At 63.8% G+C, this 22727-nt stretch carries 23 protein-coding genes and 1 pseudogene; 12 read left to right on the top strand and 12 right to left on the bottom strand.

The window, feature by feature from the left end; genetic code table 11:
* Positions 1 to 342: 342 nt before the first annotated feature.
* From GEV38_RS11280 to GEV38_RS11270, 3 genes are read right to left on the bottom strand one after another with little or no spacing between them, the layout of a single operon-like run.
* Entirely contained in the window at positions 343 to 1365 is a 1023-nt protein-coding gene (locus GEV38_RS11280; RefSeq protein ID WP_015269942.1) for a histone deacetylase family protein, read from the bottom strand.
* On the bottom strand, positions 1365 to 2606 hold the full coding sequence (locus GEV38_RS11275) for a Zn-dependent hydrolase (RefSeq protein ID WP_015269941.1): 1242 nt from the start codon (positions 2604 to 2606) through the stop codon (positions 1365 to 1367). The genes GEV38_RS11280 and GEV38_RS11275 overlap by 1 nt, the downstream gene beginning before the upstream one ends.
* A gap of 30 nt (positions 2607 to 2636) precedes the next feature.
* Positions 2637 to 3941 carry an MFS transporter gene (locus GEV38_RS11270; RefSeq protein ID WP_013972046.1) on the bottom strand — a complete coding sequence of 435 codons (1305 nt, stop codon included), beginning with the start codon at positions 3939 to 3941 and terminating at the stop codon, positions 2637 to 2639.
* A 291-nt stretch (positions 3942 to 4232) separates the two neighbouring features.
* Between GEV38_RS11270 and GEV38_RS11265 the strand changes: the two genes are divergently transcribed.
* The 3 genes from GEV38_RS11265 (at position 4233) to GEV38_RS11255 (ending at position 6274) form a co-directional block, all read left to right on the top strand.
* The gene (locus tag GEV38_RS11265; RefSeq protein WP_013972045.1) at positions 4233 to 5141 is read left to right on the top strand and encodes a LysR family transcriptional regulator; all 909 of its coding nucleotides are present in this window, start codon (positions 4233 to 4235) and stop codon (positions 5139 to 5141) included.
* A gap of 88 nt (positions 5142 to 5229) precedes the next feature.
* Complete coding sequence (locus tag GEV38_RS11260; RefSeq protein WP_023662326.1) at positions 5230 to 5625, top strand: hypothetical protein; 396 nt, start codon at positions 5230 to 5232, stop codon at positions 5623 to 5625.
* 16 nt (positions 5626 to 5641) lie between these two features.
* Positions 5642 to 6274 (top strand): BRCT domain-containing protein, encoded by a 633-nt coding sequence (locus GEV38_RS11255; protein ID WP_015269938.1) that lies wholly within the window; start codon positions 5642 to 5644, stop codon positions 6272 to 6274.
* Positions 6275 to 6289: 15 nt separating this feature from the next.
* On the opposite strand, the gene GEV38_RS11250 is transcribed toward GEV38_RS11255, so the two are convergent.
* The 4 genes from GEV38_RS11250 to GEV38_RS11235 form a co-directional block, all read right to left on the bottom strand.
* On the bottom strand, positions 6290 to 6571 hold the full coding sequence (locus GEV38_RS11250) for a type II toxin-antitoxin system RelE/ParE family toxin (RefSeq protein WP_003259987.1): 282 nt from the start codon (positions 6569 to 6571) through the stop codon (positions 6290 to 6292).
* Positions 6561 to 6806 (bottom strand): type II toxin-antitoxin system Phd/YefM family antitoxin, encoded by a 246-nt coding sequence (locus GEV38_RS11245; protein WP_013972043.1) that lies wholly within the window; start codon positions 6804 to 6806, stop codon positions 6561 to 6563. The genes GEV38_RS11250 and GEV38_RS11245 overlap by 11 nt, the downstream gene beginning before the upstream one ends.
* Positions 6807 to 7049: 243 nt before the next feature.
* The gene (locus GEV38_RS11240) at positions 7050 to 8156 is read right to left on the bottom strand and encodes an alkene reductase (protein WP_054572951.1); all 1107 of its coding nucleotides are present in this window, start codon (positions 8154 to 8156) and stop codon (positions 7050 to 7052) included.
* Between the two features lie 30 nt (positions 8157 to 8186).
* On the bottom strand, positions 8187 to 9380 hold the full coding sequence (locus GEV38_RS11235) for an MFS transporter (RefSeq protein WP_015269936.1): 1194 nt from the start codon (positions 9378 to 9380) through the stop codon (positions 8187 to 8189).
* Between the two features lie 735 nt (positions 9381 to 10115).
* Between GEV38_RS11235 and GEV38_RS11230 the strand changes: the two genes are divergently transcribed.
* Both GEV38_RS11230 and GEV38_RS11225 read left to right on the top strand, forming a co-directional pair.
* Positions 10116 to 10658 carry a WYL domain-containing protein gene (locus GEV38_RS11230; RefSeq protein WP_054572953.1) on the top strand — a complete coding sequence of 181 codons (543 nt, stop codon included), beginning with the start codon at positions 10116 to 10118 and terminating at the stop codon, positions 10656 to 10658.
* A gap of 256 nt (positions 10659 to 10914) precedes the next feature.
* Complete coding sequence (locus tag GEV38_RS11225) at positions 10915 to 11394, top strand: transposase (RefSeq protein ID WP_015269934.1); 480 nt, start codon at positions 10915 to 10917, stop codon at positions 11392 to 11394.
* Between the two features lie 99 nt (positions 11395 to 11493).
* On the opposite strand, the gene GEV38_RS11220 is transcribed toward GEV38_RS11225, so the two are convergent.
* The gene (locus GEV38_RS11220; RefSeq protein ID WP_015269933.1) at positions 11494 to 12216 is read right to left on the bottom strand and encodes a hypothetical protein; all 723 of its coding nucleotides are present in this window, start codon (positions 12214 to 12216) and stop codon (positions 11494 to 11496) included.
* A 78-nt stretch (positions 12217 to 12294) separates the two neighbouring features.
* Positions 12295 to 12597: a DUF3077 domain-containing protein gene (locus tag GEV38_RS11215; RefSeq protein ID WP_015269932.1), complete on the bottom strand. Its 303-nt coding sequence runs from the start codon at positions 12595 to 12597 to the stop codon at positions 12295 to 12297.
* 197 nt (positions 12598 to 12794) lie between these two features.
* Between GEV38_RS11215 and GEV38_RS11210 the strand changes: the two genes are divergently transcribed.
* Complete coding sequence (locus GEV38_RS11210) at positions 12795 to 13418, top strand: glutathione S-transferase family protein (RefSeq protein ID WP_054572954.1); 624 nt, start codon at positions 12795 to 12797, stop codon at positions 13416 to 13418.
* Positions 13419 to 13548: 130 nt separating this feature from the next.
* On the opposite strand, the gene GEV38_RS11205 is transcribed toward GEV38_RS11210, so the two are convergent.
* Complete coding sequence (locus GEV38_RS11205) at positions 13549 to 14724, bottom strand: MFS transporter (protein ID WP_015269930.1); 1176 nt, start codon at positions 14722 to 14724, stop codon at positions 13549 to 13551.
* 94 nt (positions 14725 to 14818) lie between these two features.
* On the opposite strand from GEV38_RS11205, the gene GEV38_RS11200 reads away from it, so the two are divergent.
* The 3 genes from GEV38_RS11200 (at position 14819) to GEV38_RS11190 (ending at position 17482) form a co-directional block, all read left to right on the top strand.
* The gene (locus GEV38_RS11200; protein WP_054572955.1) at positions 14819 to 15727 is read left to right on the top strand and encodes a LysR family transcriptional regulator; all 909 of its coding nucleotides are present in this window, start codon (positions 14819 to 14821) and stop codon (positions 15725 to 15727) included.
* Between the two features lie 194 nt (positions 15728 to 15921).
* Entirely contained in the window at positions 15922 to 16413 is a 492-nt protein-coding gene (locus GEV38_RS11195; protein ID WP_013972028.1) for a DUF1543 domain-containing protein, read from the top strand.
* 82 nt (positions 16414 to 16495) lie between these two features.
* The gene (locus GEV38_RS11190) at positions 16496 to 17482 is read left to right on the top strand and encodes a 5'-nucleotidase (RefSeq protein WP_054572956.1); all 987 of its coding nucleotides are present in this window, start codon (positions 16496 to 16498) and stop codon (positions 17480 to 17482) included.
* Between the two features lie 116 nt (positions 17483 to 17598).
* Here the strand turns inward: GEV38_RS11190 and GEV38_RS11185 are convergent, their stop codons facing one another.
* On the bottom strand, positions 17599 to 18240 hold the full coding sequence (locus GEV38_RS11185) for an HD domain-containing protein (protein WP_015269928.1): 642 nt from the start codon (positions 18238 to 18240) through the stop codon (positions 17599 to 17601).
* A gap of 130 nt (positions 18241 to 18370) precedes the next feature.
* Here GEV38_RS11185 and GEV38_RS11180 point away from each other — a divergent pair, with 130 nt between their 5' ends.
* Positions 18371 to 19348 carry a GlxA family transcriptional regulator gene (locus GEV38_RS11180; RefSeq protein ID WP_054572957.1) on the top strand — a complete coding sequence of 326 codons (978 nt, stop codon included), beginning with the start codon at positions 18371 to 18373 and terminating at the stop codon, positions 19346 to 19348.
* A 93-nt stretch (positions 19349 to 19441) separates the two neighbouring features.
* Here GEV38_RS11180 and GEV38_RS11175 read toward each other — a convergent pair whose 3' ends face one another.
* Positions 19442 to 19888: a hypothetical protein gene (locus GEV38_RS11175; protein WP_015269926.1), complete on the bottom strand. Its 447-nt coding sequence runs from the start codon at positions 19886 to 19888 to the stop codon at positions 19442 to 19444.
* Positions 19889 to 20054: 166 nt separating this feature from the next.
* Here GEV38_RS11175 and GEV38_RS11170 point away from each other — a divergent pair.
* Both GEV38_RS11170 and GEV38_RS11165 read left to right on the top strand, forming a co-directional pair.
* Positions 20055 to 20389: pseudogene (locus GEV38_RS11170) on the top strand (OPT/YSL family transporter); the annotation flags it as partial.
* 67 nt (positions 20390 to 20456) lie between these two features.
* Positions 20457 to 22715, top strand: coding sequence for a sigma-54-dependent Fis family transcriptional regulator (locus GEV38_RS11165; RefSeq protein WP_054572959.1), 2259 nt, complete (start codon positions 20457 to 20459; stop codon positions 22713 to 22715).
* Positions 22716 to 22727 lie beyond the last annotated feature (12 nt).

The raw sequence follows: 22727 nt of genomic DNA, 5'->3' as shown, positions 1-22727 counted from the left end.
GGGCTGCGGGGTGTTCGCCACAACACCTTCAGCGCCTATGAGATCGAGCGCCGCCCGCGCGGCGCTTCGCGGGACAAGCCCGCTCCCACATCTGTTTCGGGCCAATTACTCCTGCGCCAGATAGGTTGCAGCCTTGGGGCATGGCTGAAGATCGATGAAGAGCAGTCGCGCCCCCTCGATATCGAATGGAACAAACAAGGCGGACACAGGTGCCCTCACAGGAGTGACTGGCCCGAAACAGATGTGGGAGCGGGCTTGTCCCGCGAAGCGCCGCGCGGGCGGCGCTCGATCTCATAGGCGCTGAAACTGTCAAGGCAAGCACCTGTCAGCCCCGACACTACGTTATCGCCAGTCCGCCTTGTCGGCAAAAAACGCCTGCGCATTCGCCTCCAGGCTCTCCAGGTGATACCCCCCTTCCTGCACGATCAGGCACGGCAAGCGCATCGCCCGAATCCGCTCGCCCAATACCGCAAACCCTTCAGTCGTCACCGCCACCTTGCTCTGCGGGTCGAGTTCGTAGATATCGAACCCCAGCGACAACACCAGCACCTCGGCGCCGAAGTCCTTCACTGCAGCCAGCGCAACCTCCAGCTGGCCCATGAAGTCCGCTTCGCTAGCCCCATGCGCCATCGGCAAGTTGAGGTTGTACCCCTCCCCCGCACCGCTGCCACGCTCGTCCGCGAACCCGGCCACACCCGGGTAGAAGTTGGTGGGGTCGCCATGCACCGACACATACAGCACATCCCGGCGGTCGTAGAAGATTTCCTGAATCCCCTGCCCGTGGTGCATGTCGGTATCGAGGATGGCCACGCGGCTGTAGCGGCTGCGCAAGGCCTGGGCAGCGACAGCGGCGTTGTTGAGGTAACAGAAACCACCGGCCGCATCGAAGCGCGCATGGTGGCCTGGCGGTCGGCACAGGGCATAGGCCGCCGGCTCGCCGTCGAGAATGGCCTTGGCACCGGCCACTGCGCTTTGCGCAGACCAATAGGCCGAGCGCCAGGTGTGTTCGCCTACAGGGCAGCTGCCGTCAGCCAGGTAGCGCCCGGCCTGGGCGAGGATGCCGCGCAAGGCGTTGGGTTCACGCACGAAGATGTTGGACATGACCTCGTCGCCCCAGTCCTCGGGCACTTCCTTCCAGCGCGCATGGGCCTCTTCGAGGAAGGCCAGGTAGGCCTCGCCATGCACTGCCTTGAGCGGCTCGAGGCCGGCGTCCTCAGGCTGACGGATGTCGAAGCCCAGATCCTTGGCCGCCTGCAGCAGGCGCTGGGCACGCTCGGGGACTTCCTGCGGGGTGCGCATGGCGCCGCGCGAGTAGTAGCTGCGTGGGTGGTGCAGCAGTTGTTCGGGGTGGAAGTAGCAACGCATCAGGCTTCTCCTTGTTCGACAATGCCCGCGCGGGCCAGCACGGCATTGAGCAGTACATCGGCACCCTGGCGGGCGTCGTCGGGCAATACGTCTTCGGCTTCGTTGTGGCTCAAGCCGCCGACACAGGGGATGAACACCATGGCGGTCGGGCAGTAGCGGGCCAGCAGGATGGCGTCGTGGCCGGCACCGCTGACGATCGACTGCTGGGCATAGCCCAGGCCATCCACCGCCTGCTGCACGGCGGCTACGCAATCGGCATCGAATGGCGTGGCCGGGCTTGTCCAGTGGCGCTCGATACGCACCTGCAACCCGCGTTGATTGGCGATGGCTTGCAGCTTCAACGTCAGCTCGCGTTCCATCGCCTCGATGGCTTCGTCTCGGTGATGACGCAGGTCGACTGTGAACTGCAGCAGCCCCGGAATGGTGTTGCGCGAGGACTTGGCGATGGACAGTTCACCCACCGTGGTCAGGCCTTCAGGGGCAAAATCGGCAGCCAGTTGCTCGACTGCCTGGATCATCCGCGCGGTGCCATACAGGGCATCCTTGCGCAGTGGCATCGGCGTGGTACCGGCGTGCGCGGCCATGCCTTCGACCGTGACGTCGAGCCATCGGATAGCCTGCCCGCCGCTGACCACGCCAATGGCCTTGGCGTTGTCTTCAAGGATCGGACCTTGCTCGATATGCGCCTCGAAATAGGCATCGACCTGGCCGCCCAGCGGGCGCCGGCCGGCGTAACCGGTGCGTTGCAGTTCGTCGGCGACGCTGATGCCATCGGCGTCGCGAATGGCCAGCGCTTCGTCCAGCGCCAGGGTACCGGTGAACACCGCCGAACCGAACATGGCCGGGGTGAAGCGGGCGCCCTCCTCGTTGGTCCATACGGCGATTTCCAGCGGCTTGCGCGTCTGGATGTTCAGGTCATTGAGCCGGCGCACCACTTCAAGGCCTGCCAGCACACCGTAGACGCCATCGAAACGGCCGCCCTCAGGTTGGGTGTCGAGGTGGCTGCCCATCATCACCGGCGCTGCATCGGGGTCGCTGCCAGCGCGGCGGGCGAACAGGTTGCCGATGGCATCCACAGTCAGCGTCAGGCCGGCTTCGCGGCACCAGTGGCTGAACAGTTCACGGCCAGCCTTGTCCTCGTCGCTCAGGGCCAGGCGGCAGCTGCCGCCACGGGCGGTAGCGCCGATTTCGGCCATGGCCATCAGGCTCGCCCACAGGCGTTCGCCATTGCTTTTCAACATGTGCGGGTACTCCAGAAAAAAGCGGTTCGATCAGGCCAGTTCCAGGCGCTGGCTGCGGGCGTACTGGCGCGCCAGGGCGAGCACGCAGACCAGCGAAATGGTTGCGATCAGGGTGTAGAACACCGCCATCGGCCACCATTGGCCGGTGAAGGTGTGGGCCAGCCACGTACCGATCAGCGGGGTCAGGCCGCCGGCGATGGCGCCGCAGATCTGGTAGGCCAGGGATATGGCGGTGTAGCGCACGCGGGTGTCGAACATGCCGCTGACATAGCCGGCGATCACCGCGTAGAACGACGCCATGCACGCTGCGGCCAGGGCGATGCCGAGCACGATCAACGGGCCCTGGCCAGAGCTGACCAGCACGAACATCGGGTAAGGCGAGGCCATCGCCAGCAACGCGACCAGGGCCAGGAAGCGGGTGGCGCCGATCTTTTCCGATAGCCAGGCGGCCAACGGCTGCACGCAGAACTGGATGATCGCCACGAAGAACAGGCACTCCAGGATCAAGGAGCGCTCCAGGTGCAATTGCGTGGTGGTGTAGCTGATCATGAAGGTGTTGGTAAAGTAGACCCCGGCAATACCCAAGGTATTGGCACCGATGCATAGCAACAGCGGGCGCCAGGCCGTGCGAAGCACTTCGAATACCGGGGCCTGCTCCTTGCGCCGGGCCTTTTCCGCCTGCTCGCGGCTGGCGATGAACTCGGGCGACTCATTCACCCCCAGGCGAATCGCCAGGCCCACCAGCAGCAACAGCGCGCTGGCCAGGAACGGCACGCGCCAGCCCCAGTTCATCAGGTCTTCTTCCGGCAGGCGGGTGACCGCGCCAAAGGCCAGCAGCGACAGGATCAGGCCCGCCGGGCTGCCCAACTGGGCGAACGAGGCAAAGAAGTTGCGCCGGCCCTTGGGTGCATGTTCACCGGCCATCAGCACCGCCCCGCCCCACTCACCGCCCACGGCAATGCCCTGGACGATGCGCAGCAGGATCAGCAGTACCGGCGCGGTGGCGCCGATTTGTGCGTAGGTCGGCAGCAGGCCGATGCCCACGGTGACGATGCCCATCATCAGCAAGGTGATGACCAGCGACTTCTTGCGGCCGATACGGTCGCCCACGTGGCCGAAGACGATGCCCCCCAGCGGCCGGGCGAAGAAGCCAACGGCGAAGGTGCCGAACGCGGCCATGGTGCTGAACAGGCTGTTGTCGGAGGGGAAGAACAGCGCGCCGAACACCAGGGCGGCGGCGGTGGCGTAGATGTAGAAGTCGTACCACTCGATCATGGTGCCGATGAACGCGGCGGCGGCGGCACGGCGTGGCTGGGGGGAAGCGGTGGGCTTCATGGGGGCTCCTTTGCTTGTTGTTCTGGCAGGAGTTGTCAGGGGCACGGGGGCGCTCTTGTGGCGCTTGACCTGTTGAATCGGTGTTGGATTCTTCGCGGGCTCGCCCGCTCCCACAGGTACTGCGCAGCATTCGAAACTTGTGGTAACCCTGTGGGAGCGGGCAAGCCCGCGAAGAATCCAACACCGACTCGGCAGGCCTCGATACCTGCGATTTATCGGCCCGGGGCTATGATTAGTCAATTTTCTATTTATTATTCGAAATATTAGCCTTGCTTATTATCGAGCCCTGCCATGCCCGACCGTCTGCTCAACGACCGCCTCGACTGGAACCTGCTGCGCACCTTCCGGGTCATCGGCCAGGAGCTGTCCATCAGCCGTGCGGCCGCCCGCCTGCACCTCACCCAGCCGGCAGTGAGCCAGGCGCTCAAGCGCCTTGAAGAACAGCTTGGCCGCCAGCTCATCGCCCGCCGCGGGCCGCGCTTCGTGCTGACGGAAATGGGCGAGCAGCTGTTCCAGCTGGCTGGCGAGGTCTATGGGCAGATGTCGCAGATCGGCGGCTTGCTGGAGCAGCCGGCGGACGAACTGGTGGGCAAGGTACGCCTGCTGATGATCAGCCGTATCGTCAACGAACACTTCGACGACTTCCTCGCCGACTTCCACCGCCAGCACCCGCGGGTGGAGCTGGAGATCGACGTGATGCGCAGCTCCGACATCGTTGCCGCCCTGCAGGAAAAAACCGCCACGGCGGGCCTCAGCCTTAACCGGCGTGCGCAGCCACGGCTGGAGCAACGGTTGTTCCTGCGCCAGCGCTATGCATTCTTCTGTGGCAAGCACCACGCATTATTTGGCCAGGACGAGGGCGATCTGCAGCGCGAGAACTTCGTCAGTTTCACCAGTGACCAGATTGGCGGCATGCTGTCGCCCCTGACCATTTTCCGCGACCAGCAGGGGTTTGCCGGGCGGATCGTGGCATCGTCACCAAGCCTTGAGGAGGTACGCCGGCTGGTGATTGCCGGGTTTGGCATAGGTTGCCTGCCCGAGCATGTGGTAGCGCCGGATGTAGACGCCGGGTTGTTGTGGAAGCTGCCGCCGCAGGAAGGGATTGCCGATGTGGATATCCACCTGTTGTGGAACAGGGAGCAGCGCTTCAGCCGCGCGGAAGAGGTGTTTATCGAGGCGTTGCAGCACAGCCTTGACTGAACGCAGAGCTGGGGTCGGCGAGCACTGGACACGATAGTGGCCAATTAGTAGCATCCAGACCAACTGAACATTACGGACAATCTCAGTCATGGATCGAGCTACCGGGGTCATTCGACGCCCCATTCATCACCCCATCCGCCCCTTGATCACCTGGGAAGAAGCATGGAAGGGGCCCGACGAGGGCTTGATCCGCTGCTGGGAGATTGGCCGTGAGCGGGCTCTGGCCCAGCCAGAACTTGCCCGGCACTGCGCCGATGGCGCGCTCCCGGTGCTAGGTTGGAAAGGTGGCCATGATCGCGCATTGAAGAAACCGATGAAGTACGGTTCGTTCAAGTACCTGGCGCAATGGCAGGGCCTTCGCGGCGAGGATCTGTTCATCGATACGCGAACAGAGCTCACCCTGACCTGTAATCACACCGGCATGCTGACAACGTTCACACCGGACCAGGAAAAATACGCCAACGCTGTGATGCTGATGGAATAGCAACGAGGAACAGGGAATGGTCGATCTTCATCAGGAATTTCAGAACAGCCGCTTTTTTCACGAAGCGCGGATCGCGCAGCGCTCGGTTGATGGGTTGATTGGAATCGCTGCGGGCCTGACTGCTGACAATCAGGTCAATCAACAAGAAGCCGAGTTCCTCAAAGGATGGATGGAGCAGCAACTCGTTCATCTTGAGGATCCGGTCATCAATTTGCTGTACCGGCGCCTGAGCGACATGCTCAAGGACAATATGCTGGATGCTGCCGAGTCGGCTGAACTGCTTGAGCTATTGCAGCAGTTCACCGGCAAGCCGCGCTGCAGCGACAACCCATTCTCTTCACCCACCTCACTGCCACTCGATAACCCCGAACCCACACTGGAGTGGACAGGCCGCATGTTCCTGTTTACCGGCACAATGGCTTACGGGCCTCGCAAAGCATGCGAAGCGCTGGTAGTCGAACGTGGGGGTTCAATCGCCGCGGGGGTGAACAAGAAGACCCACTACCTGGTCATTGGCAGTATTGGCAACGAGCAGTGGCTGCACAGCAGTTATGGCACGAAGATCAAGAAAGCCGTGGAAATCAGGGAAGCGGGTGCGAACATTGCGATCATAAGCGAGGCGCATTGGCAGCGTGCGGCGTTTGGTTGATGGCCATGATGGCGTTTACCGCTTCTGAGCGGATCGATACACCTCGCTACGCTCGCGTTTGCCAACCGATACCACCACTACAACGATCCGCTCGTCCTCGACTCGATAGACGAGGCGATATCCAGAGGCCTTGAGCTTGATTTTGTAGTGGTTCGGCAGGTCACGCAGCGCGTCGGCCTGTACCTTGGGTGACTGCAGGCGCTCGGCGAGTTTTTTCTTGATCTGTTCGCGCACGGTGTGGCCTAGCTTGCCCCACTCTTTCAGTGCCGAAGGCAGGAATTCGAGTTTATAGGTCATCCAGGGAAACCGGTACGCCTTTTTCACCCAACCTCGACTTGGCCAGTTCGCTCAATTCGAGATCTTCCAAGCGCTCCATCATGGCCTCGTACAGTTCGGCCGGCACCATGTAACCCATCACGCGGTTGTGATTGAGCACGGCGACGGGCATACCCGCAGCGCCGGTCATCACCGCGGATGGGTTCTTTTTCAGTTCCGACACGCTTACGGCCACGTCAGCGAATATGTTTTGCATGTTTGCACCCTCAATAGAGAGCCATATTTTGGTCCATATATAGGACACAAACAAGTCGTCACTGCTCAAGCATAGAGGTGAGACACGACAGGCGAAATGCCGTCTTTGTGGGAGATCGACCAGCCCTTTGAATCCAACGCGGTGCATGGCACCGGCTGCGCCGGTGTTCGCGGCTAAAGCCGCTCCCACAGGGTCCCTGCTAACTCAATGAGTCATTTGCAGTTCCATGAGGAGCGGTCGGGGTCAGGCTGTTGCCATGACCGGATAGTCGGTCAGGCCATGGGCATCACCACCGAACAGCGTGGCACGTTCGTGCTCGGCCAGGGGCGCATTCAGTTTCAGCCGCGCCGGCAGGTCCGGGTTGGCCACGAATGGCCGGCCGAAGCCGACCAGGTCAGCCCAGCCCTCCTCCAGCGCGCGCCGTGCACGTTCGCCGGTGTATTTGCCGGCATACACCATCACCCCGGGGAACACCGCCCGCAGCTGTTGCTTGAAGTCCACCGGCATGTCCGGCGCGTCATCCCAGTCGGCTTCGGCAATGTGCAGGTAGCCGATGCCGATTTCACCCAGGCGCTTGGCCGCTGCGGTATAGGTGGTGACCGGGTCGGCGTCGACACAGCCATTGAGCGTGGTCAGCGGCGCCAGGCGTACGCCTACACGCTGGGCGTCGCCGGTACCTTCGACCAGCGCACGGGTGACCAGGTCGAGGAAACGCAGGCGGTTTTCCAGCGAACCGCCGAAGCGGTCGGTGCGGTCGTTGGCGCCGGAATCGAGGAACTGGTTGACCAGGTAACCGTTGGCCGCGTGCAACTCGACACCATCAAAACCGGCGGCCATGGCGTTGCGCGCAGCCTGGCGGTATTGCTCGATGGTCTCGGCAATTTCCGCTTCGCTCAACGCGCGCGGCTTGGAAGCCTGGACAAAGCCTGGCGTGCCGTCGGCATTGTCGATGAACACATTCACGCCTTCAGCCTGCATCGCCGAGGACGACACCGGTGCCTGGCCACCAAGCAGGCTGCTGTGGCTGAGGCGGCCGACGTGCCAGAGCTGGGCGAACATGCGCCCGCCCGCGGCATGCACAGCCTCGGTGACCAGGCGCCAGCCGTCGATCTGCGCCTGGGTGTGGATACCCGGGGTGCGGGCGTAACCCTTGCCCAGTGGCGAGATCCAGGTGCCTTCACTGACGATCAGCCCGGCACTGGCGCGTTGTGCGTAGTACTCGGCCATCAGCGCGGTCGGTACATCGCCAGGCTGGGCAGCGCGGGAGCGGGTCATCGGTGGCATCAGCACGCGGTTGGCCAGGTTAAGGGCGCCGAATTGCAGGGGTTGGAACAGTGGATCTTGAGCCATTGCGAGCATCTCCGTAAGGCGAATCAGGGGTCAGGCGCGGCTGACGACAGGTTGTGGCTGGGCAGGTACGCGGCGGTCGAGGCGGCCGCTGTACAGGGTCAGGGCCAGGGCACCGAGGGTGACCAGCGCGGCAATCCATGGGGTGTGGCCGAGGCCGAGCTGTTGCACTACCTGGGCACCGCCCCAGGAGCCACCGGCCACACCCAGGTTGAATGCGGCGATGTTGAAACCGGCAGCCACGTCGACTGCGTCGGGGGCGACCTTTTCCGCCTGCTGCACCACGTACACCTGCAGGCCCGGCACATTGCCGAAGGCCACCGCGCCCCAGGCCAGTACGGTGATTACCACCAGTACCGGATGCGGCGCGGTGAAGGTCAGCGCCAGCAGCACCACGGCCAGCAGCAGGAAGATGATCGACAGTGCCTTGACCGGGCCTTTGCGGTCGGCCAGGCGGCCGCCCCAGATGTTGCCCAGGGCAACCGAAACACCGTAGGCGAGCAGCACCAGGGCGACGCTGTTGGCGCCGAAGCCGGCGAGGTCCTGCAGGATCGGGGCAAGGAAGGTAAAGGCGATCAGCGAGCCGCCGTAACCCACGGCAGTCATGGCATACACCAGCAGCAGGCGCGGTTGCAGCATCACCCGCAGTTGGCGCAGCAGCGGTGCCGGCTGGCTGTGCTGGATGCGCTTGGGCACGAACAGCAGTGCGCCGAGCAGCGCCACCAGGCCGAAGGCAGCCACCACCAGGAAGGTCACGCGCCAGCCGAAGTGCTGGCCGATGAAGGTACCCAGCGGGATACCGGTGACGAAGGCCACGGTCATGCCACTGAACATGGTGGCGATGGCGCTGGCGGCTTTTTCTTTCGGCACCAGGCTGGTGGCGATGATCGAGCCCACCGAGAAGAACACCCCGTGGGCCAGGCCGGTGAGGATGCGCGCCATGATCAGCGATTCGTAGCTGGGCGCCTGCCAGGCTACCAGGTTACCGGCGGTGAACAGCGCCATCAGGCCGACCAGCAGCAGCTTGCGCGGGACGCGACCGGTCATGGCGGTGAGCAGGGGCGCGCCGATGGCGACGCTGAGGGCGTAAAGGCTTACCAGCAGGCCGGCCGAAGGCAGTGTCACTGCCAGGTCATTGGCGATGGTCGGGATGAGGCCGACGATCACGAACTCCGTGGTGCCGATGGCGAAGGCCGCCAGGGTCAGGGCTAACAAGGCGAGAGGCATTTGAGAATCACCTGTGGAAGGTTGGGATGGGTGGATTCTCGGGGGGACGTGGGGATGGGAAAAAGATGGGCGCGGGACAATGAGTTTTGATCTGGAAGCAAAGGTTGCGACTGGGCTGTTGCGAAAGGGTCAATCTTTTGTGTTGCCTGACAGACGCATTCGCGGGCACGCCCGCCACCACCGGTGCAGCGCTGCGGGTCGACGGCGGCGTGGTCGACAGCCTGGCTATCTGAATTCAACCCCGGCTACCAAGCGACCGAAGCGCTGTTCAAGGCCATCTATGAAGGTGGCTTGGAAGCCTTGGCGAACCCCCCCGGCTAAGTGAATTGGGGCTGCTTTGCAGCCCACACCCGTCTCGAAAGGACCCGCACCCAATCGCTGGCGCGTGACGGCAGTTTTGCCGAGCTCTGCCTGCTCGATGCAAGCCTGGTCATGCATATCCACAGCGCGCTCAGCGACACCGCCGCGGCCGCCGTGCCCTGCCCCGCCCTGACCGCCTGGCAGGCCTTGGCCAAGGTTCCCGAAGGTGCCACAGCGCCGCGAGTTCACCTTCTCTGCTTTGCCACAGGCTCTGCGGCAGCTGAAAGAGGGCCAAGGCACAGGCAAATGGGTGACGCGCCTGGACTGAACGCTAAATGCGAAAACTTGGATCCCATTCTGCTACAAGGTATGCTGAGCAATAGCTAAACGCCACTACTTAGGCAGGCTTCGTGCCTGCCTTCAAGGACGAGCCCTTTGCCCAGCCACCCTACCCGCCACACCATCGCCCGCCAATGGCAGTTGCTCAAGCTGCTGCCAGGCCGTCACCCGGGGATGAGTTCCACCCAGTTGCAGGCCGCCCTGACCACCGTTGGCCATATCACCAGCAAACGCACGGTCGAACGCGACCTGGTCGAACTCGCGGCACTGTTCCCGCTGCAGTGCAACAGCAAAGGCATGCCCTACGGCTGGTACTGGCAAGCGGGCCTGAGCCCTGGCGAAGCGAAACAGCTGCAGCCCGATGCGCTCACACCTGCGGAACAGGTCGAGTTGCACGCCTGGGTCGATGATGCCCTTGCCCGGCGCCTTGAGGCGTCGCCGCTGTCGGCAGATATGCAACTGACGCTGCAGGCGGAAGGTGGTGCCACCCTGGTAGCTACCGTCGACGACAACCGCTCGCTGATGGGCTGGCTGCTGTCCCAGGCCGGCTCGATCCGCGTGCAGGCGCCGCAGGCATTGCGACAGGCCATGCTCGTGCAGTTGCGCCAGAGCCTGGCGCTGCACGAGGGTGGTTGTTGACCGGCAAGAACACCAACCCCGTGGCGAGTCACTGACTACCAGTGCCATTGGGCACTGACCTGTAGGAGCAGCCTTGTGCTGCGAAGAGGCCGGTACTGACCAAACATGTGTATCGCTCGTACCGGCCTCTTCGCAGCACAAGGCTGCTCCTACAAATGTGTATGACTGAAAAAACGGGTAACGATCTGCCAACGTCGGTAGCGTCTGGGATCTCTATTGTAGGTATCCCACACGGAACGGATGCGAGGAAGATTACATGGATCGTGCTGAGGCCAACCGGCTAGGTCGGGGGCGTTTTTCAGAGCCTGGCAGGCTGTACCTGCTGACCACTGTCACCCATGCACGCAAGCCACTGTTTCAGGATCTTCGTACAGCTCGCCTGGTCATCAGTGAGCTGAGGCAGACGGAACGCCTTGGCGCTTGCCGCTCACTTGCCTGGGTGCTGATGCCTGACCACTTGCATTGGCTGGTGGAGCTGCGTGCCGTCACATTGAGCAGCCTGATGCGACAGTTCAAATCGCGATCTGGTACGGCACTGTGCAAGGCGGGCGTGAGCCCGGGCCCAGTCTGGCAACGCGGGTTTCATGACCGAGCGCTGCGCCAGGAAGATGATGTGCGCAAGGTAGCCCGATACATCGTTGCCAACCCTCTGCGGGCTGGCCTGGTAGCAGAGATTGGCGATTATCCACACTGGGACGCAGTATGGCTCACTGACAGCCTGCACAACTCCTTGTAGGAGCAGCCTTGTGCTGCGAAGAGGCCGGTACAGGCGATACACATGTTCAGTCAGTACCGGCCTCTTCGCAGCACAAGGCTGCTCCTACTGGTGAGGCGTTCAGTGCGGGTTACGGCGCGACAGGCAGGCATACCCCAGGCCCAAAACGCTGGCCGCCAATACGCCCAGCAGCATCATCAGCTCGCGGCTGTAGCGGGCCACCCAGGCCGGGAAACCGATGACCTCGCGGTAAACCTGTATGTCAGCCTTGCCATCGGCGTGACTGATGCTGACCCCGCCCTGGCGGATCTGCGAATAGTCTGCATCGAAATACACCCATACCTTGCATACGCCGCCCGGCTCGATGGTGGGGATATCCGCTTGCATGGTGGAGGTTTCCACGATGGTGTCATTGCCAGCTGCATCGCGCACCTGCACCAGGCCTTTCGCCGGCAGGCGGATTTTCACCTGGCGCACTTGCGCATCACCACGGTTGCGCAGCTCGATGAGCAGACCGGTACGGTGGTCGACCAACCCGGCCTCGAAGGGCTTGGCGAACAGCTGGGCATACGGCGCCTGGGCCATTTCGATCAGCCGCTCGACCTGATCGTGGCTCAGCCCGCCCTCGCTGATGGCATTGATACGCCCCTGCAACTGCTCGTACTTGAGCTGTTCACTGGCTTTGGTGATGCGTTCGCTGAACTGGCTGGGATAGGTGAGGTAGGCATAGGTCAGCGATGCCTCCAGGCGCGGGTTACCCCTGAGCAACCCATAGGCGGCCAGCAGGACCATCAGGCCAAGCAGCACGGCTACGAGGAGTTTCCCCACCTTGTCCCAGCTCAATGCGAACTTCCTTCTGTCGTGATACAGAGATTCAAACTGACCAAGGGTGCCAAGTTCATGGTCCCCAGGCAAGCCTGACTAAGGCTCCTGCTCGCCTCCCCGAGCCTGGCGCAACTGCTGCAACTGGCCGTCGATCAGCGCCTTGGCCATGCCTGCCAGGTAGTACGTGGCCTGCATCATCGCCTTGCGGTCACCGGGCCGGTCGATGGCCTTGCGGGTGAGTTCGGTAATGCAGCCCATGATGCTCGAGGCCTCCATCAATGCCGTGCGCATCGGCAACTGCGCGTTCATCTGCACCAGTTCGGCACCGCCGTTGCCAAAACGGCCCGCTGCACGCACGACATTGAGATTGCCGCTTTCTTTCGGAGTGTCTTTGTCCATGTCCATTTCCTCGGGTTACGAGCGTGCCGAGACTAGGGCGCTGCCTGCCCCGCCACAATAACCTTGGGGGTGGAAAGGCTTACTTTCGGAAATGGACTACAAGAACCCTACAAAGAGGACGCTCCGCCACCACGCTGGCTCTTGACCGGCAAGCGGCAGTGACGGACGATCAATCTCCCCTCACAAGGATGAACACCATGCTACGGATATTGGGCAGAGCCTCCTCCATCAATGTGCGAAAAGTCCTGTGGGCATGCGCCGAGTTCGAGGTCGCGTTCGAGCGCGAAGACTGGGGGGCGGGCTTCAAGCCCACGGACAGCGCCGAATTCCTTGCGTTGAACCCGAACGCCATGATCCCGGTGATCCAGGATGGCGACTTCACCCTGTGGGAATCCAACAGCATCATCCGCTACCTGGCCACGCGCTATGGTGCCACCGCGTTCTACCCGGCCGAGGCGCAGGCGCGGGCCAGGATCGACCAGTGGATTGACTGGCAGGCCTCGGACCTCAACCGTTCCTGGAGCTACGCGTTCATGTCGCTGGTCAGGCACTCGCCGGCCCACCAGGACCCACAGGCCCTGGCCGCCGGCTGCGCGGACTGGGCGCGCTACATGCACATTCTCGACCGCCAGCTGGCAAGCACCGGTGCCTACGTGGCCGGCAGCCAGTTCACCTTGGCCGACATCCCCATTGGCCTGTCGGTCAACCGCTGGTTCGAAACGCCCTTCGAGCACCCGCACCTGCCGGCCGTGCGCGACTATTACGAGCGGCTGAGCGAGCGCCCTGCCTATCACCTGCATGGCCGCAACGGTACGCCGTGATGGGCAAGACTGTGGGGCTGCCTTGCAGCCCATCGCGACACAAGGCCGCTCCTACAAGGAATCGCGGTTTCCTGTAGGAGCGGCCTTGTGTCGCGATGGGGCGCAAAGCGCCCCCGAAGATCTCCACCTGTTACACAGCAACTTGACTCGCCGCAGCCCCCGCCCGCCCCCGCCAAGCGAACAGCAGCACCATCACCAGGCCCAAAACCGCCATCGCCGCCCCCGCCAGGGAAACCGCCGAATACCCAAGCCCGGCATTGATCACCGCTCCACCCAGCGCCGCACCTATCGCGTTACCCAGGTTGAACGCACCAATATTCACCGCCGACGCCAGGTTGGGCGCATCCTTGGCCGCCTCCATCACCCGCATTTGCAGCGGCGGCACCAGGGCAAAGCTGGCAGCGCCCCACACCAGGATCGCCAGCGCAGTCGGCAGCGGCCAGTCCATCACCAGCGGGAACACCAGCAACACCGCAATCAGCACGGCCAACGACAGCATCAGGGTACGGTCGATCGAGCGGTCCGCGGCCTTGCCACCCCACACGTTGCCCAAGGTCAGGCCGACACCGAACAACACCAGCATGGCCGTGACGAAGGTGGTGGACGCTGCCGCCTCGCTCTGCAGGATCGGCGCGATATAGGTGAATACCGTGAACATCGCACTGGAGCCCACCACGGTCAGCAGCAACGCCGCCAGCACCGGCCCGTGGCCCAGCACGCGGATTTCGGCCATGGCCCCGCCACCCTTGGGCGACGGCACATCGGGTAGTGCGTACCAGAGGGTTGTCATTGCCACCAAGCCGAGCCCGGCGATGCCCCAGAACGCCGTACGCCACCCCAGCATTTCACCGAACCAGGTCGCCAGCGGCACACCGCCGATGGTGGCCAGGGTCAACCCCATGAACATGGCGGCCACGGCACCGGCGCGCTTCTCGGGCGGCACCACGCTGGCCGCGACGATAGAGCCGATGCCGAAGAACGCACCGTGGTTCAGCGAGGTGACCACACGGGCGACCAGCAGGCTGGCATAGTCGCTGGCCAGGGCCGACATCAGGTTGCCGAGGGTGAAGATGGCCATCAACCCGATCAGCAGGTAACGCCGCGGGATCTTCACCGTGGCCAGGGTCATCAGCGGTGCACCGATCAGCACACCGATTGCATAGGCACTGACCAACAGCCCGGCTGCGGGGATGGAGACGCCAAGATCGGTGGCGATGCTGGGTAACATGCCCATGGGGGCGAACTCGGTGACACCGATGCCGAAGGCACCGATGGCGAGTGCGACAAGAGGTGGATTGATACGCATGGCAAGCTCCTTATCTGTGCTGCAAATGCTACGATCCGAAGCTGAGCCGCACTAGACTGCATTTTTGCGAACCACCTTTGCTCAAGAGGCACAAATGGACTTCAGTGGAAGATCCGGAGAGATGGAAATATTTGCCAAGGTGGCCCAGGAGGGCAGCCTGTCCGCCGCCGCCCGCGCGCTGGGCCTGACGCCTTCGGCGGTGAGCCGCATCCTCGCGCGGACCGAACAGCGCCTGGGCACCCGCCTGCTGCTGCGTACCACCCGGGCGATCACCCTCACGCCTGAGGGCGAAGCGTATCTGCGCGGTGCACGGCGGGTGCTGGCCGACATGCTCGAAGTGGAAGAGGCCATCACCGACCAGGGTGTGCCCCGCGGGCGCTTGCGGGTCAGCGCAGCACTGGGCCATGGCCGGCTGACCGTGGTGCCGTTGCTGGCGGCGTTCAGCGCGCGCTACCCGCAGGTGCTGGTCGACCTTACCCTCAGCGACGAAGTGGCCGACATTCTCGGCGGCCAGGCCGATGTGGCGCTGCGCTTCGGCCACCTGCCGGACAGCTCGTTGAGCGCCCGTGCCATTGGCGAAACCGGCCAGGTGATCGTCGCCTCGCCCGAGTACCTGGCGCGCTGCGGTACCCCGCTTGTGCCAGAGGACCTGGCCCGGCACAACTGCCTGCGTTTCAACTTCCGCCGCGCCGCACCCGACTGGCCGTTCCGTCGCGACGGGCAGGCATTCTCGTTGAAGGTGACGGGCAATATCGAATGCAGCAGCGGCGAGGCCCTGGCGCATCTGGCCAGGCTCGGCGCCGGCGTGGCGCGCATCGGTACCTTTACCGTGGCCGATGACCTGGCCAACGGGCAGCTGGTGCCGTTGCTGCAGGCGTACAACCCCGGTGATCGCGAGCCGATCCATGCGGTGTTCGTCGGCGGCCCGGCGATGCCGGCGCGGGTGCGGGTGTTCGTGGATTTTCTGGTGGAGCAACTGTCAGGCATGCCCAGCGCCTTGTAGGAGCGGCCTTGTGTCGCGAAAGGGCTGCAGAGCAGCCCCAACAGACTATGCACAGTTGCTGAAATCCAGGGGCCGCTTTGCGGCCCTTTCGCGACACAAGGCCGCTCCTACAAGGGGCCACTGGATCCATGCGGCATCCGCTGATCTGGCAGTACAATGCCGCACTTTTACATCCACCATGCAAAGGACCGCCCATGCTTTACGTCGTCATGCTCGGAGGCCGCCACCCCGGCGCCAAGATCGAAGTTCACGATGTGGTGTTCGCCCTGGCCGACACCTTCGAACAGGCCTACCCGCAGTTGCGCCAGGCCTGGTTCGGCAGCCCGAAAGGTTTGCACATCGATTCATGGCTGGAAGTGCATGGTGTCGACGGCCAGCGCATCGAACTGCGCCCGCACGCCCCTGCCCCTGGTGCCCTGCGTCTGTACTTCATCAACCTCGGTGGCTACGAACGGGAGGTATTCGGCGAGGCGCACCGCTACCTGCTGGTCACCGCCCACAGCAAGACCGAGGCCAAGGCCCTGGGCAAGCAACGCATGCAGGCGGACTGGCTGAAGCCGCATACCGATGCCTTGCTGGATGTCGACGACTGCCTGGCGATCGACCAGGTGGCAGGGCAGTTCGTGCACCTGGTCGAAGGGGCGCATGAGCCGCTGATGGTGCGTAGTGACTACATCCTCATCTGATGCCGATAGCGCCTGTGGGTACTGAGGGCTTTCGTCACAGCGCACGGGTACACTTGCCTTCAGCTCACGCAGGAGTTGTTTCATGCCCTACCCCATCGAACAGAAACTGGTCATCGGCGTTGCTTCGAGTGCGCTGTTCGACCTCACCGTCTCGGACGACATCTACCAGACCGAGGGCGTCGAGGCTTACCGTCAGCACCAGCAGCAGAACCTGGACGCACCCTTCCCCAAGGGCGTGGCGTTCCCGTTCATTCGCCGCTTCCTGAGCATCAACCAGGCCTTCCCCGAGCAGTTGCCGGTGGAGGTGGTGCTGCTGTCGCGCAATTCGCCGGAGACCGGCCTGCGGGTGTTTCGCTCGATCAACCACTACCAGCTGGACATCACCCGCGCGGCATTCATGTCGGGCCGCTCGCCCTACGAGTACATCCCGGCATTCAATGCCTCGCTGTTCCTCAGTGCCAACGAGGAAGATGTACAGAAAGCCATCGACGCCAACTACCCGGCCGGGCGGGTGCTGCCGACACGCATCTACGATGACGAGATCGACACCGAATTGCGGGTGGCCTTCGACTTTGACGGGGTGATTGCCGATGACGAGGCCGAGCGCGTGTACAAGCGCGACGACAACCTGGACGAGTTTCAGGAGCATGAACGTGTGCGCAAGGGGATCCCGCATTCGCCGGGGCCCTTGGCGGACCTGTACCGCAAGCTTTCGCTGATTCGCATGCTCGAGGACCGCAAGTTGGCCGAAGACCCGGCGTACAAGCGCATCTTGCGGATTGCCATCGTGACGGCGCGCAATGCCCCTTCGCATGAGCGGGTGGTGACGACGCTGAAGGACTGGGGCGTATCGCCGGACGAGTGCTTCTTTCTGGGCGGGATGGAAAAACCCAGGGTGCTGTCGATACTGAAGCCGCATGTGTTCTTTGATGACCAACGCAGCCATTTGCAATCACCGGCGGGGGATTTGCCGATGGTGCATGTGCCGTTCGGGGTGGCGAATCGCGAGCGCTCGGCGGCGGACTCTGCGCTCGACGAGCCAGCTCCCACTTCGATAGCACCGGTTTGATCTAATGCGCAACCTGTGGGAGCGGGCACGCCCGCGAAGGGCCGCAAAGCGGCCCCAATCTGTTTAGCTGACAGGCACCAGGGCCTGCGAACACCGGCAGCACCAGCCCGCTTTACTCAGCTCGCCCAGCAGGACTGCCGAATGACGCTGCAGAAATTCCCAGGCCGGAATGCAGGCTCCTTGTCCGCGATCACATCCGCCTTCACGTTGCCAAACGTGGTCTGCGGCTTGTGCCGGATGCCGTCGTAAAACGCCTGAATGATCGCCTCCTTGAACCTTTCCCCACGCGGGTGCGCCTGGACCACGGCGTCCCGTGCGGCAATTTCCAGCCCTTCGTGGTGCAGCCCCAGCACATCGGTCTCCACCCCCGCCGTGACCAGGGCGATCAGCGGGTGCATGTGCTCTGGAATGCCCGGCGTGGTATGCAGCGCGATCGCCGTCCACACACGCTCGACATCGCGCTCGTCCACGCCGTGGCGCTGGAGGAAATCGCGCGCCGCATTGGCACCGTCCACCTCGAAGCGGCAGCAATCGCTGCTGTGCTGATGGGTCAGGCCCATGTCATGGAACATGCAGCCTGCGTACAGCAGTTCACTGTCGTAACGCAGCCCAAGCCGCTGCCCGGCAAGGGCCGCGAAGTAGAACACCCGGCTGGAGTGGTGGAACAGCAAAGGGGAAGCCGTGTCACGGACGAGCTCGGTGATTTCCCGAGCCATGGCGCTGTCGGGCACCTGGATACCGGCGATGGATGAGGACATGGTCGCTCCTGGGTGGGTTGATGACGAGCCCAGTCTGCGGTCATGGGCCAATGTCCTCAATTGACTTGTACAGCCAAATACTGCCATTGTCGGCGGATTACGGACTTGCGGCGCAACGCCCGGAGCCACCATGCCCTCTGCCCCCATCACGGTCGCCATACTGGCCATGCCCGGCGTACAACTGCTGGATGCCTGCGGCCCGCTCGATGTATTCGCCGAAGCCAACCGCCAGGCCGGCCGTGACGCCTATCGCCTGCTGTTGCTGGCTTGCGAACCGGGGCCGCTGGTGAGCTCTTCCGGTACACGCCTGGTCGCCGACGGCTGGATCGGCGAAGACCTGGAAGCCATCGACACCCTGCTGGTCGCCGGCACACCGCAGGCTGCCGAGCAATACCTGCGCCCCGGCATTCTCGACTGGCTGCAGCAACGCGCGGGCGCTTGCCGACGTTACGGCTCGGTGTGCACGGGGGCGTTTGCCCTGGCGGCTGCCGGGTTGCTGGATGAACGGCGTGTGACCACCCATTGGGCCGTGGCGCAGCCGTTGGCCGAGCGTTATCCGCGGGTGCAGGTGGATGCCGATGCCATTCAGGTGCATGACGGCAACCTGCGTACCGCTGCGGGGGTAACGGCCGGGCTGGACCTGGCACTGACGTTGGTCGAAGAGGATCTGGGGCGCGACATTGCCAGGCAGGTGGCCGGGCATCTGGTGATGTACTTCAAGCGGCCTGGCGGGCAGCTGCAGTTCAGCCGGCAAGGTGGGACATCACCGGTTGGGCGTTCGGCATTGCAGGGGTTGCAGCGTTACGTGGCCGCCAACCCTGCACTGGACCACGGGGTTGCCAGCCTGGCCGCGCGGGTTGGGCTGAGCCCGAGGCATTTTGCGCGGGTGTTTCAGAGTGATGTGGGAATGACCCCGGCCGCGTGGGTGGAGCTGGCGCGGGTGAATGCTGCGCGGGTGCGGCTGGAGGCAGGGCGAGAGGCACCGAAGCAGGTGGCGGCGCTGTGCGGGTTTGCCAATGCGGATACGTTGCGGCGGGCGTTCGTGAAGCATGTGGGGGTTACGCCGGCGGAGTATCGCAAGCGGTTTGGGCAGTCGGGGGGGAAATGAACCGTGGTGTGCGTGCGCTCGCGCCGGGTACGCTTTTGCGTCCCGGCCGAGGAGCGTTGCCTGTGGTTGCGGCTTGCAGCGCCGTAAAGCAGGCTAGCCCATCCGCCAATCATCGCCCGGCATGATACGCCGCATGAACTCATCGAAAAGCGGCACAGTGAACGCCGTATCACCGTGGTTCGGGCTGTAGATCATCCCTTTCTCGATCAATGCACTGCGCAGTGGTGCGAGCGTGGAAACCTTCCGCGCCAGGCTGGCGGCGATATCACCAGAACGATGAGGGCCGGCCCCCAGATCCGCCATGCCACGCAGGTACTTCTTTTCCGCAAGCGTAAGGCGGTCAAAGCGCACCCGGAAGAAGCTCTCATCCAGTGTGGCAATGGCCTGCTCTGAAGCGGTTTCGACATCAGCGCTGGTGATGGGGCTCTGCGAGGCTACATCCCATGAATGCTTGCCCCACTCCTGACTTATACCAAGATTAGGAAAGTTATCGAATTTGGATAACTTAACTAATCTCTCTTGATTCGGCAGTGTCAGCAAGAGCGGGCCCCTGTGCGCAGCACTTTTCTTGAGACCCGACGGTGTAGCCGCTAGCACTTCCGGGCCGTTGCTGGACACCTTTCACAACCAGAAGCGACAGTGAACCTTTGTGGCATCAGTGGCTCAGTTGTGCAAAGCGCGCTTACCACTCCGACAAGGGATTGCCATGAGACCTGCCCCGTCTACCGCCCCTCCCCAGGTTCGCATCGAACGTGAACTGAGCCCGCGGGCGGTGCTCACCGGCGTAGCGCTGGGCATTCTGCTGACGCCCTCGAATGTGTACGCGGGCCTTCGGATCGGCTGGTCGTTCAACATGTCGATCATCGCCTTGCTGGTCGGTTTCACCCTGTGGCAGGGCCTGGCGGGGCGCAGCAAGGGCCGGCCCGCATGGACGTTGCACGAAAGCAAATCAACCAGACAGTGGCCTCGGCCGCCGCTTCCATCGTTTCTGGCGGGCTGGTCGCGCGCATTTTCGACGTTCTGACCGGTGGCCGCCCGGACACCAGCAGCGGCCGCGTCGTTCTGCTATACCTCATTGCCTGGCTCACCCCAACGAGGATGGATTCTCATGGAGCCACTGTGCACCACGCACCCGGGCGACGAGGATGGCGTGCCTGGCCGTTCGCCCGCCATGCAGGCGCTGCAGGCCTTGCTGCGGCGGGTGGCGCAGAGCGACCGGCCGGTACTGATCTTCGGCCCGACGGGAGCCGGCAAGGAAGTCATCGCCCAGCAACTGCACCGCCTGAGCGCGCCGGGCAAACCATTCATCGACCTCAACTGCGGGGCAATACCCGAGCCACTGCTCGAGTCCGAGCTGTTTGGCCATGCCCGCGGCGCGTTCACCGGCGCGGTTGGCGAGCGCATGGGCCACCTGCAGATGGCTGGGGCGGGGACACTGTTCCTCGATGAGATCGGCGAACTGCCCCTGGCCCTACAGCCGAAGCTGCTGCGGGTGCTGGAAACCGGGCAGTACCGGCCGCTTGGTAGCAGCGAAAACCGGCGCTTCCGCGGCAGGGTGGTGGCGGCCACCCACCGTGACCTCAAGCGCCTGGTGGCCGAGGAGCGCTTTCGCGAAGACCTGTACTACCGCTTGTCAGTGTTCGAGCTCGAACTGCCGGGACTGAACGAGCGCCGTGAGGACATCCCGGACCTGATCGAGCATTTTTGCCGCCAGCAACGGCGACCGCTGCGCTTCGATGCAGCAGCGCTGGAGCTGCTGTGCCAACGAGACTGGCCTGGCAATGTGCGCGAACTGCGCAATTCGATCGATCGCATCGGCACCCTGGCCCCGTCACCACTGGTCGATCGGGAAACCCTCGAGCAATTGCTGGTACCGCCCTCGCCCGCCTCAGCGCCTGCCGTAGAGCTGGCCGAAGCGCTGCTCGGGCTTGAGGGGCCGGACAAACTGGCAGCGGTGGAGACACTGCTGATAGAGCATGCGCTGAACCGCTGCAACGGCAACAAGAGTGCTGCGGCGCAGCTGTTGGGGGTCAACCGCAAGGTGATCGAGAGGCGGGTCCGGTTGCGCCAGGACTTGCGCCTGACCGTGGAGCGCTACCTGGCCGAAGGCCGCAAGCTGATCGACGGGGCCGACTTCCGCGGCGCCCTGGGCCCTTTGCAGAAAGGCCTGGAAGTGGCCGAGCGGGTCTACGAGGGCAAAGACCTGTGGCGTTTGCAATTTGAGTTGCACCGGTTACTGGGAGTTAGCTTTCGCAGTATCGAGGGCTGGTTGAGCATCACCAGCCTGGCCAGCTACCGGGACGCCCAGGCCTTGGCCGCGCGTCAAGGCCAGCCGCAAGAGATGGCGTCGGTGTCGTTCGGGCTGTGGACCACTCTGTTGATGGGCCTGGAACTGGCAGAGGCCCGCGCTACGGCACAACAGATGCTGCAGCAGGCGCAGATAGCCGGTGGCGAGGCACTGCGCATCGAGGCCCACCTGGCCATGGCCAATACCCTGTTCTGGCTCGGCGACTTCGAGGAAAGCCTGGCCTGCCTGACGCGCGGCAGGCTGCTGGAGGACGACCAGGCCAGTTGGCCATCGAACCAAGGGCTGGACCTGGTGGGCCTGGCCCGCACTTTCGAAGGCCTGGCCGCCTTCGAGCTGGGCCTGTTCAGCCAGGCGCGCCAGGCGCTGGCCCGCTTGCAGTCCCGCGCCGAGCAGGCGGTCGACAACCCCTTCAACCGCGCGGTCGCCCTGCAGGGCGCGGCCTGGCTCGCCGCAGTACTGGGCGAGCGCGATGCACTCGGGCGCCAGGCCCGCGAGCTGGAGCTGCTCAGTGCGCGCCACGAGTTCTCCTTCTACCGGGGCGTGGGCATGATCCTGCGCGGCTATCACCAGGGCCTATCGGGTGAGTACGAAGCCGGTGAACAGGCCATTGCCGAAGGCTACCAGCAGCATGTGCTGCGTAACGGGGGCCTGTTGTTCCACGGCTTCCAGGCCTGGAAGCGCGGCGAAGTGCTGTTGCTGGGCGGGCGCGCAGAGGCCTGCCTGGAACTGGTGGATGTCGCCCTGGACCTGGCCCAGGACCATCAGGAGCGTGCCTACCTGTGCGAACTGATGTTGTTACGCGGCCGGGCGCTGCTGGCGCTTGGCGACGACCGCGAAGCCGAGGCGACCCTGCGCGTCGCCTTGTCCACCGCGCTGACCCTCGGCGTGGTGCCGGCGCGGCTGCATGCCGCCTTGGAATTGGCCCGGTTGCTCGAACGCAGCGAACGTGGCGCCCAGGTGCAGTCGATCCTGATGCGTGCGCTTCGCGGCCTCGACCCGCAACTGGACTACCCGCCCGCCAGCAACGTGCGTAGCTGGCTGGCACGTTTGTCGAGCTGACCCCCTCAACCG

The sequence above is a fragment of the Pseudomonas sp. 13159349 genome (assembly GCF_013305685.1).
Lineage (GTDB): Bacteria > Pseudomonadota > Gammaproteobacteria > Pseudomonadales > Pseudomonadaceae > Aquipseudomonas > Aquipseudomonas asiatica.
Note: the sequence above shows the minus strand (reverse complement) of the source record. Positions and strands in the feature narration are given on the sequence as shown.